Below are 18448 nucleotides of genomic sequence, written 5' to 3'. Positions count from 1 at the left end.
CTCGAAGTGCACACAGTGATATAGATCAGTTTTATTTTTTATAGAGATAGTATCAATTTGATCAATTTAGCGGTGACTGCAAAAGTAACCCAAATTCTAAAAACGAGCTGCAAGGGTCTTTATGAAAACGGTTCACCGCGCCTCCTATGACATTCTCCGCCAGCACGGCCTGACCACGATTTTCGGCAACCCAGGCTCCAACGAGCTGCCGTTTCTCAAGGGCTTTCCAGACGATTTTCGCTACATCCTCGGCCTGCACGAAGGCGCGGTGGTAGGCATGGCCGATGGCTATGCCCTGGCCACGGGCCAGCCGACTTTCGTCAACTTGCATGCCGCCGCCGGCACCGGCAATGGCATGGGCGCACTGACCAATGCCTGGTACTCCCACAGCCCGCTGGTGATTACTGCCGGCCAGCAAGTACGCTCAATGATCGGCGTGGAGGCGATGCTGGCCAACGTCGATGCCGCGCAACTGCCCAAGCCGTTGGTGAAGTGGAGCCACGAGCCGGCCTCGGCGCAGGATGTGCCACGCACACTGAGCCAGGCGATTCACATGGCCAGCCTGCCGCCCAGAGGGCCTGTGTATGTGTCGATTCCGTATGACGACTGGGCCTGTGAGGCGCCGGCCGGGGTCGAGCACCTGGCCCGGCGTCAGGTGGCCAGTGCTGGCTTACCTTCGGTCGCGCAACTGGAACAGCTCTGCGCGCATCTGGCAGCGGCGCGTAATCCGGTGTTGGTGCTGGGGCCGGACGTTGATGGCAGCGCGGCCAACCACCTTGCGGTGCAACTTGCCGAGAAGCTGCGCATGCCGGCCTGGGTGGCGCCTTCGGCATCGCGTTGTCCGTTTCCGACACGTCACGCCTGTTTTCGCGGGGTGCTGCCCGCCGCGATTGCGGGTATCAGCCGCTGCCTGGCCGATCATGACCTGATCCTGGTAGTGGGGGCGCCGGTGTTTCGCTATCACCAGTACGCGCCGGGCGACTATTTGCCTGCCAATTGCCAGTTGCTGCACATCACCTGCGATGCAGGGGAGGCTGCACGTGCGCCGATGGGCGATGCCCTGGTCGGCGATATTGCCCAGACCCTCGCGGCGCTGGTCGACAGTGTGCCGTACGTCGATCGGGCCATGCCAACGGCCTTGCCCAACGCCCAGCCGGTGGCCGAGGAGGGCGGCTTGTTGCGCCCGGAAACGGTGTTTGATCTGATCAACGCGCTGGCCCCCAAGGATGCCATCTACGTCAAGGAATCCACCTCCACCGTCGGCGCGTTCTGGCAGCGCGTGGAAATGCGCGAACCGGGTAGCTACTTCTTTCCGGCTGCCGGCGGTCTCGGCTTCGGCTTGCCGGCGGCAGTCGGCGTGCAACTGGCGACAAGCGCGCGACGTGTCATCGGCATCATCGGCGACGGTTCGGCGAACTACGGCATCACCGCCTTGTGGACAGCCGCGCAGTACAACATTCCGGTGGTGTTCATCATTCTCAAGAACGGTACCTATGGTGCCCTGCGCTGGTTTGCCGATGTGCTCAACGTCAGCGATGCGCCAGGGCTGGACGTGCCAGGCCTGGATTTTTGCGCCATCGCCCAGGGTTACGGCGTCCACGCGGTGCATGCGGCGACCGGGGCAGAATTTGCCCGTGCGTTCAGTGAGGCGTTGGCGGGTAATCGGCCCGTGCTGATTGAGGTGCCAACACACACCATCGAGCCCTAAGCCGCAATGGCGGCGCAAGCCCGCGCCAACACAACAATAAAAAATAGAGGTGGCTATGAACACGACTTCCGTCAGTGAAGTGATCGACGCTGCACCCTTCAATCGCACCCATCTGCTGATTCTGCTGTGGGGCTGTTTCATCATGCTGTTCGATGGCTATGACATGGTGATCTACGGCTCGGTGGTGCCGCGCCTGATGCAGGAGTGGCAACTGAGTGCGCTGGAAGCCGGCACGTTGGGTAGCTGCGCGCTGTTCGGCATGCTCTTTGGCGGCACCTTGCTTGCGCCACTGGCGGATCGCTTCGGTCGACGCAAGCTGATTATTGTCACCACGCTGATGGCCAGCCTGGCGGCCTTCATGACCGGGCACGCGAGCACACCGATAGAGCTTGGTGCCTGCCGGTTGGTGACCGGGTTGGCCCTTGGCGCGCTGGTGCCCAGTGCCGTCAACCTGATCAGCGAATTCGCCCCCCAGGGTCGACGCAGCACCATGATTACTGTGATGTCCAGCTTCTACTCGGTGGGGGCGGTGCTCTCGGCCTTGCTGGCGATTGCGGTGATCCCCCAGTGGGGCTGGCAGGCGGTGTTCTACGTCGCGGTGCTGCCGGTGCTGGCGGTGCCGTTCATGCTTCGCTACCTGCCTGAGTCTGCAGCGTTTCTGGAACTGAAGGGGCGCCGCGCCGAGCTGGATCAACTGCTGGTTAAGGTCGATCCGGGCTTTCGTCCAGGCACGGCTTTGAGTCTGCCCCGCAGCGACAAACAGGTTCAGGCCGCTCGTTTACCTCAGTTGTTCAGCAAGGGCCGAGCCTTGGCAACCGTGCTGTTGTGGGTGGCCTTTGCCATGTGCATGCTGATGAGTTACGGGCTCAACACCTGGCTGCCCAAACTGATGGCTCACGGCGGTTACGCGCTGGGCTCAAGCCTTGCATTTCTGGTGACGCTGAACATTGGCGCCACGGTGGGGGCGCTGTTCGGCGGCTGGCTCGCCGACCGTCTTGGCGTGCAACGCACCCTGGCGCTGTTCTTTGTGCTAGCGGCGTTGTCGCTGGCGGCCTTGGGGTTCAAGCCAGGCCCTGTGCTGCTCAACCTGCTGCTGTTGATCGCCGGTGCCACCACCATTGGCACGCTGGCGGTCATTCATGCCTATGCCTCGATAGCCTATCCCGCGCACATCCGTTCCACCGGGCTCGGCTGGGCGGCGGGTGTCGGCCGCCTGGGGGCGATTGCCGGTCCCATGCTCGGTGGCAGCCTGCTGTCCCTGGAGCTGCCTTTCCAGCAGAACTTCCTTGCCTTCGCTCTACCGGGAGTGATTGGCGCGCTGGCCATTGTCTGTATTCAGGTGCGTGCGCCACAGCAGGCTTGCGAGCCTGAAGCCGCCAGTAAACCCACTGTTTGAAATGACCCTGTCCAAGGAGTGTTCCATGTTCGATACCTGCCCGCGTTACAGTGAGCTTCACCTGCAGCCGATTGCTGGCCAATGGCGTGCCGGCACGGCCGGTAAAACCCTGCGAGTGAGCAACCCGTTCAATCATGCGCTGCTGCTGGAGATACCTCAGGCAAGCCGTGTTGACTTAGACGCCGCCTACCGTGAAGCGGCTCGAGCCCAACCGCAATGGGCCGCGCTTGGCCCCTCGGCGCGCGCGGCCGTGTTGCATCAGGTGGTGGCGGTGTTCGACCGGCGCCGCGAGGAAATCATCGACTGGATCATTCGCGAGTCCGGCAGCACCCGGCTCAAGGCACAGCTGGAGTGGGGCGCGGCGCGGGCGATTGCGCTGGAGTCGGCTTCCTTCCCCTCGCGAGTGCACGGGCGCATTGTCGAATCCAATGTGCCGGGTAAGGAAAGCCGCGTGTATCGCAGTGCATTGGGCGTAGTCGGGGTCATCAGTCCGTGGAACTTCCCTCTGCACCTGACCCAACGCTCGATTGCCCCGGCCTTGGCGCTGGGCAATGCCGTAGTGGTCAAGCCTGCCAGCGACACGCCGGTATGCGGTGGGCTGCTGTTGGCGCGAATTTTCGAAGAGGCCGGACTACCAGCAGGCGTGCTCAGTGTGGTGGTCGGTGCGGGCAGCGAGATCGGCGATGCCTTTGTCGAACATGAAACGCCGTCGCTGATCACTTTTACCGGGTCGACCCCGGTGGGGCGTGGTATCGGCCGTATCGCCAGTGGCGGTGAGCACCTCAAACACGTGGCCCTGGAATTGGGTGGCAACAGCCCCTTCGTGGTGCTGGATGATGCCGACCTTGAGCAGGCGGTGAATGCTGCGGTGTTCGGCAAGTTTCTGCACCAGGGGCAGATCTGCATGGCGGTGAACCGGATCATTGTCGATAACCGTCTTTACGACGCTTTTGCCGAACGCTTTGTCGAGCGGGTCAAGGGCCTGGCGGTGGGTGATCCGGATGTGCAGGAAACGGTGATCGGCCCGGTGATCAATGCGCGTCAGCTGCAGGGTTTGCAGGAGAAAATCGCCCTGGCCCGTCGCGAAGGAGCCGAGCCGCTGTACGAGGGTGGAGTGGACGGCAATCTGTTGGCGCCGCATGTGTATGGTGAGGTCACCCTCGACATGGACCTGGCCCGCAACGAGATCTTCGGGCCGCTGGTGGGGCTGATCCGTGCGCGCGACGAAGCCCATGCCCTGGAGCTGGCCAATGCCAGCGAGTTCGGGCTCTCCAGTGCGGTGTTCAGCAGCAACCTGGAGCGTGCGGTGCGCTTTGCCCGCCAGGTGCGAGCGGGTATGACGCATATCAACGACATTCCGGTCAACGATGAGGCCAATGCGCCGTTTGGCGGAGAGAAAAATTCCGGACTCGGGCGTTTCAATGGCGATTGGGCGATTGATGAGTTCACCCGTGATCACTGGATCAGCGTGCAGCATTCACCGCGTCAGTATCCCTTCTGATGCGCTGAGTCACTGAGTGTCGCCCGGCCTTGCCGGGCATTTACGCAGCGGTTGATGGACGGGCCCTGAGCGGCCTGTCGGGGAGCGGCTGCGCCCATGAAAAGCGGAGAACAATAATAATGATCCACACTCCTTGCACCCTGGCGCGATCCGTCGCCACCGCGACCTTGGCTTTGGGTTTGAGCCTGCCCGCCTGGGCAGCAGACGGCGGTTTTTTCGAGGATGCCAAGACTGACCTGTTGCTGCGCAATTACTATTTCAACCGGGATTTTCGCGACCCGGGTGCGGCCAAGAGCAAGGTCGAAGAGTGGGCCCAGGGCTTCACGCTCAAGTTCAGCTCGGGTTATACCCCGGGCCTCGTCGGTTTCGGCCTGGATGCTATTGCCATGTTTGGCGTGAAGCTGGACAGCAGCCGTGACGTCAGCGGCTCCGAACTGTTGCCGGTGCACGACGACGGGCGTGCGGCAGACAATTTCGGGCGCGCTGGCCTGGCGGCCAAGATGCGCATTTCGGCCACTGAGCTCAAGGTGGGTGAGCTGTTGCCGGACATTCCACTGCTGCGTTATGACGATGGTCGCTTGCTGCCGCAGACGTTTCGCGGCGGCATGCTCGACTCGCGGGAAATCGAAGACCTGAGCCTGCAAGCCGGTCAGTACCGAGAGGTAAGCCTGCGCAACTCCTCCGACATGCAGGACCTTTCGGCCTGGGCAGCGCCGGGGGTGGCGTCTGACGGATTCAACTACGCTGGTGCCGAGTACCGCTTCAACCAGCAGCGCACGTTGATTGGTGCGTGGCATTCGCAGCTTGAAGATATTTATCAGCAAAGCTACTTCAACGTGCTGCACAAACAGCCCGTGGGCGACTGGGTACTGGGCGCCAACCTCGGTTACTTCATCGACAAGGAAGACGGCCAAGCGCGCATCGGAGACATCCAGAGCCGCACCGGTTATGCCTTGCTGTCGGCAGCGACCGGCGGCCACACGCTGTACCTGGGGTTGCAGAAAGTCAGTGGTGACAGCCAGTGGATGTCGGTGTATGGCAGCAGTGGCCGGACCTTGGGCAACGACATGTTCAACGGTAACTTCAGTAACGCCGATGAGCGTTCCTGGCAGGTGCGTTACGACTACAACTTTGCCGCCATGGGCGTACCGGGGTTATTGGCGATGGTGCGCTATGGCCACGGTGAAAATGCCACCACCAAGGCGGGCAGCAATGGCAAGGAATGGGAGCGCGATACCGAACTCGGTTACACCCTTCAGAGTGGCACGTTCAAGAGCCTTAGCATCCGGGTGAACAACGCCACCAACCGGCGCAGTTTCAACAGCGATTTTGATCAGACGCGGTTGATTGTAAGTTATCCGCTGTCGTTCTAAGCCCCGTAGCCGCTGCCGAGGCACGAGGCTGCGATCGACTGCAAAGCAGTCGCAAGGTGGTCACCGCGTTGCACCTGACACATCGCGGTGCTCAGGTTCTGCGGCCGTTTCACGCCCGATCGCAGCCTTGCGGCAGCGGCTACGGAGGCCTGTTCTGGCACGAGGCAGTGATCGACTGCAGCGCAGTCGCAAGAAGGTCACCTCATTGCACCTACCACATCGCGGTGGCCAGGTTTTGCGGCCGTTTCACAGCAGTGGATACGGGGCCTGTGCCGTAGCCGCTGCCGAGGCACGAGGCTGCGATCGACTGCAAAGCAGTCGCAAGGTGGTCACCGCGTTGCACCTGACACATCGCGGTGCTCAGGTTCTGCGGCCGTTTCACGCCCGATCGCAGCCTTGCGGCAGCGGCTACGGAGGCCTGTTCTGGCACGAGGCAGTGATCGACTGCAGCGCAGTCGCAAGAAGGTCACCTCATTGCACCTAACACATCGCGGTGGCCAGGTTTTGCGGCCGTTTCACAGCAGTGGATACGGGGCCTGTACCGTAGCCGCTGCCGAGGCACGAGGCTGCGATCGACTGCAACGCAGTCGCAACTCTGACACCGCGATGAGCCTGATGGCAGCGGCTACGAGGGCTGCCAGTGTGTCAGCCGCTATTGCTTGCGGTAGTATGACAGTCCATGTTTTCTGGAAGTTGCCTGGATGAGTAAGCCCGGTCAATTGGTACTGGTCGCGTTGCGCAAGATGATCGCTTCAGGCGAACTCGCCGCCGGTGCGCGGCTGATGGAAATCCCTACCGCCGAATTATTCGGCGTCTCGCGCATGCCCGTGCGCATGGCGTTTCGCACCCTGGAGCAGGAAGGGTTGCTGGTGCGTTTTGGCGGACGGGGCTTTCAGGTGCGCTCGGTCAGCGCCGATGACATCGCAGGGGCCGTGGAGGTGCGCGGCGTACTCGAAGGCCTGGCCGCCCGCCAGACCGCTGAGCGGGGCTTGTCGCCAGAAGCACGGGAAACCCTCCAGCGCTGCCTGCACGAAGGCGATCAATTGTTCGACAAAGGCTTTGTCACCGAGGAAGACCTTGAGGCCTATCACGACCTCAACATGCGCTTTCACCAGGTGATTGTCGAAGGCAGCCACAACCCGGCGATTGCGGATGCACTGGCGCGTAACGACCATCTACCTTTCGCCTCAGTGACCGCACTGGCAGTGGATCGCCATGACCTGGCGCGTGAGTACCGGCGCTTCAATTACGCGCACATGCAGCACCATTCGGTGTTCGACGCATTGGTCAACGGGCAGGGCGCCCGCGCCGAAGCCATCATGCGCGAACATGCCAATGCCACCTTGCGTTACGCCGAAACCTTCGGCGCGGCAATTACCGACGAGCGCATGAAGGTCATTCTGCCCTCGTCGTGACGCAGTTCAGATATCCAGGACCAGCAACGGCGTTTTCGAGCGGGAGCAGCAGGGGGTGAACTGATCGTTGCGCGCTTGTTCCTCTTCGGTGAGAAACAGGTCGCGGTGCTCCGGCACCCCGTCCAGCACGCGGGTCAGGCAGGTGCCGCAGATGCCTTGCTCGCACGACATCGCGATCTCGATGCCGTGACGCTCCAGCACTTGCACCACGCTTTGCTCGGCAGGTACTTCGAAGACCTGCCCGGTGCTACCGATCTGAACTGAAAAGCTGCCGTCGTTGCCGGTGTCGACCGGTGCGGCGGCGAAATACTCACGGTGCAGGCGGTCTTCCTGCCAGCCCTGCGCCCTGGCGCTGTCGAGCACGTGCTGCATGAAACCACCGGGTCCGCAGACATATAAGTGGACATCAGCCTGCGGGTTGGCCAGCACCTGGGCAGCGTTCAGCGCGGTCTGAGGTTGTTCATCGAAATGCAGGAACAGTCGGTCGGCAAAGGGCGCGGTTCGAATGCGCTCGACAAAGGCGGCGCGGTCGCTGGAACGGGCACAGTAGTGCAGCTCGAAATCCGCCCCCGTGTGAGCCAGATGCTCGGCCATGCACAGGATCGGGGTGATGCCGATGCCGCCAGCAAACAGTAGGCTGCGACGGGCACCGTGTGCCAGCGGGAACAGGTTGCGCGGCTCACTGATACGCAGCTGGGCACCGTTGTGGACCTGTTCGTGCAGGCTGCGCGAGCCGCCGCGTGAGGCCGAGTCCTTGAGCACGCCAATCAGGTAACGATGGCGTTCCTCGGGGTGGTTGCACAGCGAATATTGGCGGATCAGGCCATCGGGCAACTGCACATCGATGTGCGCGCCGGCGCTAAACGCCGGCAAAGGGCTGCCATCGACCGCGGCCAGTTCATAGCTGCAGATGTCTTGCGCTTCATTGTTACGCGATACCACCACAACATCGATCATGTTCAGTCCTCGGAAGGTGGGTGGATTAAGCCGGGGTGACGGTGGTGGCAATCAACTGCGCCTCGGGGGCGCGCTCCTTGGCGATCAAGCGCTCGAGAATCTTGCGTGATTGGACGCCACCTGCATCGATATTGAGCTTGAGCAGATTGCGCTGCGGATGGGCCAGCAAGTTCTGTTGCTGGCGTTCGAGCATCTCCAGGTCTTCGCTGAAGATCTTGCCCTGGCCCTCGCGGATACTCTCGGTCAGCGCCTGGTCTTGTGCGGCGAAGTTGCGCGCCATGCCCCAGAAGTACCAGATCGAGGTGTCGGTTTCCGGGGTGATGAAGTCGACCACAATGCTCGACGCCTTATGCTGCGGCGCGGCGTGATAGCCGCCTTTGCCGGCATGGGCCACGCCGACTTCGATCAGTACGTGGCTGGGCGGGGTGAAACGGCAGATCTGCCAGCGGTCCACCGGCACATCGTCGGCCAGGCCGTTACCGCGCAGGGCCATGCGCCAGAACGGTGGGGCCATGATGTTTTCCATGTGCCGGGCAGTCACCACTTCATCACCGTGGACAGTGGTTACCGGCGGGGCTTCGTCGATTTCTTTCTGGCCGATGCTGGAGGCATGCACGTAGGTTTCGTGGGTCAGGTCCATCAGATTGTCGATCATCAGGCGGTAGTCACAGCCGATGTGAAACAGCCCGCCGCCATAGGCCCAGTCTTCGTTGACGGCCCACTCCAGGTGCGGAATCAGGTTGGGATCAGCCTGCGCCTGATCGCCAGGCCAGACCCAGACAAAGCCATAGCGTTCGACCACCGCGTAGGGCTTGATGCACGGAAACCCTCTGACGCGTTGCCCAGGCATCTCTACCGTCTTGCCGTCGCCGCCCATCACCAGGCCGTGATAGCCACACACCAGGTTGCCATTTTCGACATAGCCCAGCGACAGCGGCGCGCCGCGGTGCGGGCAAAAATCTTCCACCGCAGCGACGCGACCCTCCTGGGCGCGGTAGAGCGCGATCTTCTCCCCGCAGATTTGTCGGCCCAAGGGCTTATCGCTGAGTTCGTCAGCAGTGCAGGCAACATACCAGGTGTTTTTGGGGTACATGAAGGCTCTCCGGCTAGCGATTGTTGTTATTTAATGGATCCATTAAATGTGCGGAAAGAAGTGCTCGTCAATAATGTCAGTGATTTAAAGGCGTAATGATGGGCGATTATCGAACAGGTCGTTAAGGTTGATTTTTAGTGGATCCATTGCTTGGCGTTAGGCCACACCGCCGGGGCCATCCCATTGCCTTGAAGTCCAGGCGCATGGCGCACCGATCAGGCAAGCCGTGGGACGCCTCGGTAGCGAGCTGGCGCTGTAAGAATTCACTGAGCTGTGGCCGGTCGAGTTGCTTGAACCCGAGCCGTGCATAGAACGGCGCATTCCAGGGCACTGAGGTGAAGGTGGTCAGGCTCAGCCCGGCATAACCCTGTTCGCGGGCCCAGGCGGCAGCCTCGCCGATCAAGCGCCGCCCCAGGCCCTGGCCCTGCGCTGACTGCTGCACGGACAACTCAACAATGTGCCAATGCGCGCCACAGTCCTGGCCACAGAGAAACCCGAGGGGGCGGTCCTGGGCATCCACCGCCAGCCATTCGCGCTGCTGAAGAATGAACGACAGGTGTTCTTCAACGCTGAGGGTCGGGCTACTGGCGATAAACGCCAAGTCGGGTTGGCTGACAAACGCTTGTGCGGCAGAACGTTCGACATCAGGAAGCAGCGGTGCATCTTCCGGGCGTGCAAGACGAATCGTGATTGACATGGTGGCAGGTGTTGGGTGAGTGAATAGGGCAGTTTGGGTGATGCTCTGGTGATTCGCAATCGGCTCGGACAGATGCTCAAACGCCGGCATCGATGGGCTGGCAAAGTCTGTGCAGGCGCCTAGCTGGCGGGTTGCGCACCCTCGAAGCTTTTTACTTTCTAGCAACGACAAAAATCATAATTTCGCCTTTGTCAGCCTTTGCACAGAATGCGGCCTACACCCACCCACGGCCATCCGCGTGGGAAACCTCAGTAGGGCGCAGCGATGACAAACAATAAAACAGCAATAGACACGCTTGTAGTGGGCGCCGGGCAAGCCGGTGTGGCCATGAGCGAACACTTGAGCCGACTCGGCGTGCCGCACCTGGTGGTAGAGCGCAACCGTATCGCCGAAGCCTGGCGCACCGGTCGTTGGGATTCGCTGGTTGCCAATGGCCCGGCCTGGCACGACCGTTTCCCCGGCCTTGAATTCGATGGCCTGGACCCGGATGCCTTCGCCGCCAAAGACCAGGTGGCCGACTACTTCGAAGCCTATGCAAAAAAATTCAATGCACCGGTGCGTACCGGCGTCGAGGTGACCCAGGTTCAGCGCAACGTCGGTCGTCCAGGCTTCACCATCGAAACCTCTGACGGTGTGATCGAAGCCAACAACGTGGTGGTCGCCACCGGTCCGTTCCAGCGCCCGCTGATTCCGACCATTGCACCGGTTGGCGGCGCAGTGAAGCAGATGCACTCTGCCGAATACCGCAACCCGCAGCAACTGGCCGAAGGCGCTGTGCTGGTGGTCGGCGCGGGTTCCTCCGGGGTGCAGATCGCTGACGAGTTGCAGCGCGCCGGTAAGCAGGTCTACCTGTCGGTGGGCGCTCACGACCGTCCGCCACGGGCGTACCGCAATCGCGACTTTTGCTGGTGGTTGGGTGTGCTCGGCCTGTGGGACGCCGAGGGTGTGCAGCCAGGCAAGGAGCACGTGACCATCGCTGTCAGCGGTGCGCGCGGTGGCCATACCGTGGATTTCCGCCGTTTGGCGCAGCAAGGCATGACCCTCGTTGGCCTGACCAAAGCCTTCAAAGACGGCGTGGTGAGCTTCGAGGCGAACCTGGCCGAGAACATTGCGCGGGGTGATGAAAACTACCTGGCGCTGCTCGACGCTGCCGACGCGTACATTGCCCGCAATGGCCTGGACCTGCCCGCAGAGCCGGAAGCGCGGATCATGCTCCCCGACCCGGACTGCATCACTCAGCCAATCCTGGAACTGGACCTGGCCAAAGCCGGCGTCACCACGATCATCTGGGCGACTGGCTATTCGGTGGACTACGGCTGGCTGCAGGTCGACGCTTTCAAGGCCGACGGCAAACCACAGCACCAGCGCGGCGTCTCCAGTGAGCCGGGTATCTACTTCGTCGGCCTGCCATGGCTGGCCCGTCGCGGCTCGGCCTTTATCTGGGGAGTGTGGCACGACGCCCGGCATATCGCCGAGCACATCATCAAGCAGCGCGCCTATTTCGATTACCGGGATGCCTCGCAGCGCCAAGCCGTCGCCCCCGGGACCACCCCTCAATCAGCCAGCCTTATGGAAGTCCGTTGATGCCTACTCATACCCGCATCCGCATGTTCAACACCAAAGACACCTACCCCAACCAGACCCTGGATAACGACCTGTGCCAGGCGGTCCGTGCCGGCAACACCGTGTATGTGCGTGGCCAGGTCGGCACTGACTTCAACGGTCAGTTGGTAGGTCTGGGTGATCCACGGGCACAGGCCGAGCAGGCCATGCGCAACGTCAAGCAACTGCTGGAAGAGGCCGGCAGCGACCTCAGCCACATCGTCAAGACCACTACCTACCTGACCGACCCTCGCTACCGCGAACCGGTGTACCAGGAGGTCGGCAAGTGGCTCAAGGGCGTGTTCCCGATTTCTACCGGCCTGGTTGTCAGTGCCTTGGGCCAGCCGCAGTGGCTGATGGAAATCGACGTGATTGCGGTCATCCCCGAATAAGGAGCGTGCCATGACTTTCTCCATCGTCGGTCGCTGTGCCGAAACCGGCCAACTGGGTATTGCCATCAGTTCTTCGAGCATCGCCGTAGGTGCTCGTTGCCCCTGGCTGCGCTCGGGTGTCGGCGCGGTGTCGAGCCAGAACATCACCTTGCCAGCCCTCGGGCCGCAGGTGCTCGATGCGCTGGGTGAAGGGCTAACGCCTAGTCAGGCGCTGGACCATGCATTGACCCGCAATGGCTACAGCCAGTACCGCCAGGTAGCGGTCGTCGATGCACAGGGGCGCACTGCGGTATTCAGTGGCAACCACACCCTGGGCACACACAACGCCTTGGCAGGCGAGCAGTGTGTCGCGGCGGGTAACCTGCTGGCCAACAGCAACGTGATCGAGCGCATGGTCGACGCGTTTGAGCGCAGCGAAGGGTGCCTGGCGGCGCGTTTGCTCAGCGCACTGCAAGCGGGTCAGGCGGCAGGCGGGGAGGCAGGGGCTGTGCATTCGGCAGCGCTGTCGGTGGTGGGTGAGCTGGTCTGGCCAATCGTCGATCTGCGTGTGGACTGGGCGGAACAAAACCCCATCGGTGAGCTGCAAACTCTCTGGAACGCCTATGAGCCGCAACTGCAGGATTACCTGACCCGTGCCCTGAACCCGACCCTGGCCCCAAGCTATGGAGTGCCGGGCGATGAGTGAGCTGCGCAGTCGCGCCTTGCTGGCCAAGCTGATTGGCTTTGCCACGGTCAGTCGCGACTCGAACCTGGCATTGATCGAGTTCGTGCGGGATTACCTGCACGGCCTTGGCGTGCACTGCGAGCTGATTTACAACGCCGAGCGCAGCAAGGCCAACTTGCTGGCCAGCATTGGCCCGGCGGTGGCCGGCGGTGTGGTGCTGTCGGGGCACACCGACGTGGTGCCGGTGGACGGTCAAGCCTGGACGGTCGAACCGTTCGCCCTCAGCGAGCACGACGGCAAACTCTACGGTCGTGGTGCGGCTGATATGAAAGGCTACCTGGCGTCGGTGCTGGCCGCCGTGCCGGTGTTTGTCGCCAGCCCCCTGCGCCGACCGGTGCACCTGGCCTTTTCGTATGACGAGGAGGTCGGTTGCCTGGGCGTACGCAGCCTGCTTGACGTGTTGCCACAGCGCATCCAGCAACCGGCGCTGTGCCTGATCGGCGAACCGACAGAACTCAAGCCGGTGCTCGGCCACAAAGGCAAGCTGGCCATGCGTTGCCATGTGCACGGTGCGCCTTGTCATTCGGCCTACGCACCCTATGGGGTCAACGCTATCGAACAGGCCGCGCGGCTGATTGGCCGCCTCGGCGAGATTGGTCAGCGTCTGGCCGCGCCAGAGCACCACGATGCGCGTTTTGATCCCGCGTATTCAACGGTGCAGGTCGGTGTGATCCAGGGCGGCACCGCATTGAACATTGTCCCGGCCGACTGCCGCTTCGACTTTGAAGTCCGTGCCTTGCCGACCTTTGAACCACAGGCCGTGCTCGACGAACTGCACACCTACGCCGAGCAGACGTTGCTACCGGCCATGCAGGCCGTCAAGGCGGATACCGCCATCCGCTTTGAGCCGATTTCCGCCTACCCAGGCCTGGCCACCGCACCTGAAAGCGCGGCGGCGCAGCTCATCGCACAACTGTGCGGCAGCGATGAGTTCAGCACGGTGGCCTTTGGTACTGAAGGCGGCTTGTTCGACCAGGCCGGGATCCCGGCGGTGGTCTGCGGCCCCGGCAGCATGGAGCAAGGGCATAAGCCCGACGAATTCGTCAGCGTCGCGCAAATGGCCGCCTGTGACCACTTGATGGACCGCCTCGCGGCTTACCTCTGTACCCCTTGATGCTCCAAGACCCGATAACAATAAGGAGTCTGCAGTGACCGATTTAAACCACTGGACAACCCTGGCAAAGCAACAGCGACTGATCGACACCGCGTTGATTGAGGGTAAGCCCTGCCAGGCACAAAACGATGCGCGTATTGAAGTAATCAACCCGGCCAACAACAGCGTGCTGGCCCGGGTGGTTGCCTGTGGCCAGGCCGAAGTCGACCTGGCCGTCAGCAGTGCCCGTCGTGCATTCGAACACGGTCCTTGGGCCAAAATGGCCCCGAGCGAGCGCAAGGTGGTGCTGCTGCGCCTGTCGCAACTGATGCTGGAACACCGTGATGAACTGGCGCTGCTCGATTCGCTGAGCATGGGCAAACCGGTGATGGATGCCTGGAACATCGATGTGCCCGGCGCCGCGCATGTGTTTGCCTGGTACGGCGAAAGCCTCGACAAGCTGTATGACCAGGTGGCACCGACGGCCAGCAATGTTCTGGCAACCATCACCCGTGTGCCTTTGGGGGTGATTGGCGCCGTGGTGCCGTGGAACTTCCCACTGGACATGGCCGCCTGGAAACTGGCCCCGGCCCTGGCGGCTGGCAACAGCGTGGTACTCAAACCGGCGGAGCAATCGCCGTTCTCAGCACTGCGGTTGGCCGAACTTGCCTTGCAAGCCGGTGTTCCAGCGGGCGTGCTCAACGTCGTCCCAGGCCTGGGTGAGGAGGCGGGTCGTGCGCTGGGTCTGCATAACGATGTTGATGCGCTGGTGTTCACCGGCTCCACCGAAGTGGGCAAGTACTTTATGCAATACGCAGCGCAGTCGAACCTCAAGCAGGTCTGGCTGGAGTGTGGCGGCAAGAGCCCGAACCTGGTGTTCGCCGATTGCCAGGACCTTGACCTTGCGGCCGAAAAGGCGGCCTTTGGCATCTTCTTTAACCAGGGTGAAGTCTGTTCGGCCAACTCGCGGTTGCTGGTGCAGCGTTCGATTGCCGATGCGTTCGTTGAGCGCCTGGTCGAAAAAGCCCGCCAGTGGCAACCCGGCAATCCGCTGAACCCCACCAGCCGTGCTGGCGCCATTGTTGATGCGCGCCAGACCCAACGGATCGTGCAGTACATCGAACAAGCCCAGGGCGAGGGCGCACAACTGGTCCGTGGCGGCCGTCAGTTGAGCTTCGACGGTTCGGACAATTTCATCGAGCCGACGATCTTCACCGGTGTCACCGCCGACATGACCCTGGCCCGCGAAGAAGTCTTCGGCCCGGTGCTGGCGGTTAGCGTCTTCGATGACGAAGACCAGGCGATTGCCTTGGCCAACGATCACATCTATGGCCTGGCGGCATCCGTGTGGACTGACGATTTGAACCGTGCCCACCGCGTGGCTCGACGTCTGAACGCCGGGACCGTGTCGGTCAACACCGTCGATGCCCTGGATGTCACGGTGCCCTTTGGTGGCGGCAAACAATCGGGTTTTGGCCGCGACTTGTCGCTGCATTCGTTCGATAAGTACACGCAACTCAAGACCACCTGGATTCAGTTGCGCGGCTGAGGGAATGGCCATTGTAGGAGCCGGCCTTGTCGGCGATGGGCTGCACAGCAGCCCCACTCTGTTATCGAAAAATACAAAAACAAAACGGAGCAACCAATGAGCAGCAATGCAAGCGTGTCCACCGGTGCCCTGGCGCCACCTGCAAGTAGCAAAAAACTCGGTCTGACCGCGTTGTTGGCGGTGGCCATCGGCCTGGTCGTGTCCCAGGGCGTGATGGTGCTGATGCTGCAAGGCGTCGGCATCGCCGGTCCAGGCTTTATCGTACCCTTGGCCCTGGCCTGGTTGTTGGCGTTGAGTTATGCCTGCTCGTTCTCCGAACTGGCCTTGATGATCCCTCGCGCGGGCAGCCTGAGCAGCTACACGGAGGTGGCCATCGGGCAATTCCCGGCGATTCTGGCGACCTTTTCCGGCTACGTGGTGGTGGCGATGTTTGCCCTGTCGGCGGAGCTGCTGTTGATGGAGTTCATCATCGACAAGGTCTACCCGCACTCCATGCCGCCGTTGACCGTGGCACTGGGCGTGCTGGCGTTGTTCACCGTGCTCAACCTGTTCAACATCGATATCTTTGCCCGCCTGCAGACCGTGTTGGCCGTAGTCATGGTAGTGGTCTTGCTGGTGATGGGTCTGAGCGCGATGAACAGCGATATCGCCTCGCCCAACCCGGGCTTGTTCGACATCGGTAGCTGGAACCCACTGGGCCTGGGTGTGATTGCCCTGACAGCTATGGCGGTATGGGGCTTCGTCGGTGCGGAGTTCGTCTGCCCGCTGGTGGAGGAAACCCGCCGTCCGCAGCGCAATATCCCGGGTTCGATGATGATCGGCCTGACCGTGATCTTCGTGATCATCGCCCTGTATTGCCTGGGCGCCTTGCTCACCGTGCCGCAGGCAGAGCTGGCCAGCAATGGTTTGCCGCATTACCTGTTCGCTACCACCGTGTTCGGCGAAGCAGGTCAGGTGTTCCTGGTGACCGCAGCGATCACTGCCACTTGCAGTACCCTCAACAGCTCTCTGGCGGCGATCCCGCGCATGCTGCTGGGCATGGCCCGCAACGGCCAGGCGTTTGGCATGCTCAAACGTCAGGGCAAGCGTACCGGCGCACCGTGGGTGGCGGTGCTGTTCGTCTCGGCAATCACCGGGCTGCCGCTGTTGCTGATGCACGACCATCCCGATGCAATCAACCAACTGCTGCTGGCCGCCGCCCTGGCCTGGCTGTTGGCCTACATCATCACTCACATCAACGTAATTGCCCTGCGTCGCCGTTACCCGCAGGCCGCCCGGCCGTTCCGCACGCCGTTTTACCCACTGCCGCAGCTGTTCGGCATCGCCGGCATGCTCTTTGCGATCTGGCATGTCTCGCCTAGCCCGGAGATGACCTTCGCAATCTTCGCCTATGCCGGCCTGGTCCTGCTGGTGGTGTCGATCATCGCGGTGCTGTGGATCAAGTGCGTCATGCGCAAACCGTTGTTCAAGCCTGAACCTCTGGCGTCCGTACTGGGCACCTCGACCGATAAAAAACCGCAAGGAGACTCGCAATGACCGCTCAAGTGAAACCCGATCGCAGCACCGGTGATTACCAAGCCCTGGATGCCGCGCACCACATTCATGCGTTTCTCGACCAGAAAGCCCTGAACGAGGAAGGCCCACGGGTGATCGTGCGCGGTGAAGGCCTGGCGCTTTGGGACAACGACGGCAAACGCTACCTGGACGGTATGTCGGGCCTGTGGTGCACCAACCTCGGCTATGGGCGCAAGGACCTGGCCGCTGCCGCCAGCAAACAGCTTGAACAGTTGCCGTACTACAACATGTTTTTCCACACCACCCACCCGGCGGTAGTGGAACTGTCGGAGCTGTTGTTCAGCCTGCTGCCAAGCCACTACAGCCATGCGATCTACACCAACTCAGGCTCCGAGGCCAACGAGGTGCTAATCCGTACCGTGCGCCGTTACTGGCAGATCCTCGGCAAGCCGCAGAAGAAGATCATGATCGGCCGCTGGAACGGTTACCACGGCTCGACCCTGGGAGCCACAGCCCTGGGCGGGATGAAGTTCATGCATGACATGGGCGGGGTGATCCCGGATGTCGCCCACATCGACGAGCCGTACTGGTTCGCTCACGAAGGTGATCTGAGCCCGGCCGAATTCGGCCTGCGTGCAGCGCGCCAGCTGGAAGAAAAGATCCTCGAACTGGGCGCCGAGAACGTCGCTGCCTTCGTCGCCGAACCGTTCCAGGGCGCGGGCGGCATGATCTTCCCGCCAGAAAGCTACTGGCCGGAAATTCAGCGCATCTGCCGTCAGTACGACGTGCTGCTGTGTGCCGATGAAGTGATTGGAGGCTTTGGTCGTACCGGCGAGTGGTTTGCCCATGAGCATTTCGGTTTTGAACCCGACACCCTGTCGATCGCTAAGGGCCTGACCAGCGGTTACATCCCCATGGGCGGCCTGATTCTGTCCAAGCGCATGGCCCAGGCGTTGGTGGAGCAGGGCGGGGTGTTCGCCCACGGCCTGACCTATTCCGGTCACCCGGTGGCGGCGGCGGTGGCGATTGCCAACCTCAAGGCCCTGCGCGACGAAGGCATCGTCACCCAGGTTAAGCAGGAAACCGGGCCGTACCTGCAGCGCTGCCTGCGGGAGGTGTTCGGCAATCACCCGTTGATTGGCGAAGTACAGGGCACTGGCCTGGTTGCGGCACTGCAATTTGCCGAAGACAAGGCCAGCCGCAAACGCTTTGCCAATGAAAACGACATGGCCTGGCGCTGCCGCACCATCGGTTTTGAAGAAGGCCTGATCATCCGCTCGACCTTGGGCCGGATGATCATGGCCCCGGCTCTGGTCGCCGGCAAAGCCGAGCTCGATGAGCTGGTGGACAAGACCCGTATCGCCGTCGACCGCACTGCGCGCGAATACGGCCTGTTGTAAGCCCCGCATGCCGGCTCGCATGGGCGAGCCGGC

General features: G+C 62.0%; 15 protein-coding genes. 12 read left to right on the top strand and 3 right to left on the bottom strand.

Annotated elements, in window-relative coordinates; all coding sequences use genetic code 11:
- Nucleotides 1-121 precede the first annotated feature (121 nt).
- From mdlC to CX511_RS13855, 5 genes are all read left to right on the top strand, one after another.
- The gene (mdlC, locus tag CX511_RS13875; RefSeq protein ID WP_101291898.1) at nt 122-1708 is read left to right on the top strand and encodes a benzoylformate decarboxylase; all 1587 of its coding nucleotides are present in this window, start codon (nt 122-124) and stop codon (nt 1706-1708) included.
- Between the two features lie 55 nt (nt 1709-1763).
- On the top strand, nt 1764-3104 hold the full coding sequence (locus tag CX511_RS13870; RefSeq protein WP_101291899.1) for an MFS transporter: 1341 nt from the start codon (nt 1764-1766) through the stop codon (nt 3102-3104).
- A 25-nt stretch (nt 3105-3129) separates the two neighbouring features.
- Nucleotides 3130-4605, top strand: a complete 1476-nt coding sequence (locus CX511_RS13865) for an aldehyde dehydrogenase family protein (protein WP_101291900.1) — start codon at nt 3130-3132, stop codon at nt 4603-4605.
- A 119-nt stretch (nt 4606-4724) separates the two neighbouring features.
- Complete coding sequence (locus CX511_RS13860; protein WP_101291901.1) at nt 4725-5978, top strand: OprD family porin; 1254 nt, start codon at nt 4725-4727, stop codon at nt 5976-5978.
- 701 nt (nt 5979-6679) lie between these two features.
- Nucleotides 6680-7393 (top strand): GntR family transcriptional regulator, encoded by a 714-nt coding sequence (locus tag CX511_RS13855; protein WP_045185423.1) that lies wholly within the window; start codon nt 6680-6682, stop codon nt 7391-7393.
- Between the two features lie 6 nt (nt 7394-7399).
- Here CX511_RS13855 and CX511_RS13850 read toward each other — a convergent pair whose 3' ends face one another.
- From CX511_RS13850 to CX511_RS13840, 3 genes are all read right to left on the bottom strand, one after another.
- A complete protein-coding gene (locus CX511_RS13850; RefSeq protein WP_101293548.1) occupies nt 7400-8350 on the bottom strand; it encodes a PDR/VanB family oxidoreductase in 951 nt (316 codons plus the stop codon).
- 25 nt (nt 8351-8375) lie between these two features.
- A complete protein-coding gene (locus tag CX511_RS13845) occupies nt 8376-9443 on the bottom strand; it encodes an aromatic ring-hydroxylating dioxygenase subunit alpha (RefSeq protein ID WP_101293549.1) in 1068 nt (355 codons plus the stop codon).
- A 121-nt stretch (nt 9444-9564) separates the two neighbouring features.
- Nucleotides 9565-10140, bottom strand: a complete 576-nt coding sequence (locus CX511_RS13840; protein ID WP_101293677.1) for a GNAT family N-acetyltransferase — start codon at nt 10138-10140, stop codon at nt 9565-9567.
- Between the two features lie 264 nt (nt 10141-10404).
- On the opposite strand from CX511_RS13840, the gene CX511_RS13835 reads away from it, so the two are divergent.
- From CX511_RS13835 to CX511_RS13805, 7 genes are all read left to right on the top strand, one after another.
- On the top strand, nt 10405-11724 hold the full coding sequence (locus CX511_RS13835; RefSeq protein WP_101293550.1) for a flavin-containing monooxygenase: 1320 nt from the start codon (nt 10405-10407) through the stop codon (nt 11722-11724).
- Nucleotides 11724-12134 carry a RidA family protein gene (locus CX511_RS13830; protein ID WP_045185416.1) on the top strand — a complete coding sequence of 137 codons (411 nt, stop codon included), beginning with the start codon at nt 11724-11726 and terminating at the stop codon, nt 12132-12134. Before CX511_RS13835 ends, CX511_RS13830 begins: the two co-directional genes overlap by 1 nt.
- A 10-nt stretch (nt 12135-12144) precedes the next feature.
- On the top strand, nt 12145-12819 hold the full coding sequence (locus CX511_RS13825; RefSeq protein ID WP_101293551.1) for a DUF1028 domain-containing protein: 675 nt from the start codon (nt 12145-12147) through the stop codon (nt 12817-12819).
- Entirely contained in the window at nt 12812-13972 is a 1161-nt protein-coding gene (gene argE, locus CX511_RS13820; protein ID WP_045185412.1) for an acetylornithine deacetylase, read from the top strand. The genes CX511_RS13825 and argE overlap by 8 nt, the downstream gene beginning before the upstream one ends.
- Nucleotides 13973-14006: 34 nt before the next feature.
- On the top strand, nt 14007-15500 hold the full coding sequence (locus CX511_RS13815; RefSeq protein WP_101293552.1) for an aldehyde dehydrogenase: 1494 nt from the start codon (nt 14007-14009) through the stop codon (nt 15498-15500).
- Nucleotides 15501-15596: 96 nt separating this feature from the next.
- On the top strand, nt 15597-17036 hold the full coding sequence (locus tag CX511_RS13810; protein ID WP_101293553.1) for an APC family permease: 1440 nt from the start codon (nt 15597-15599) through the stop codon (nt 17034-17036).
- A complete protein-coding gene (locus tag CX511_RS13805) occupies nt 17033-18415 on the top strand; it encodes an aspartate aminotransferase family protein (protein WP_045185403.1) in 1383 nt (460 codons plus the stop codon). The genes CX511_RS13810 and CX511_RS13805 overlap by 4 nt, the downstream gene beginning before the upstream one ends.
- The last annotated feature ends 33 nt before the right edge of the window (nt 18416-18448 follow it).

The sequence above is a fragment of the Pseudomonas sp. S06B 330 genome (assembly GCF_002845275.2).
Classification (GTDB): Bacteria; Pseudomonadota; Gammaproteobacteria; order Pseudomonadales; family Pseudomonadaceae; genus Aquipseudomonas.
The sequence above is the reverse complement of the archived record's forward strand: the minus strand, read 5'-3'. Positions and strand labels throughout refer to the sequence as shown.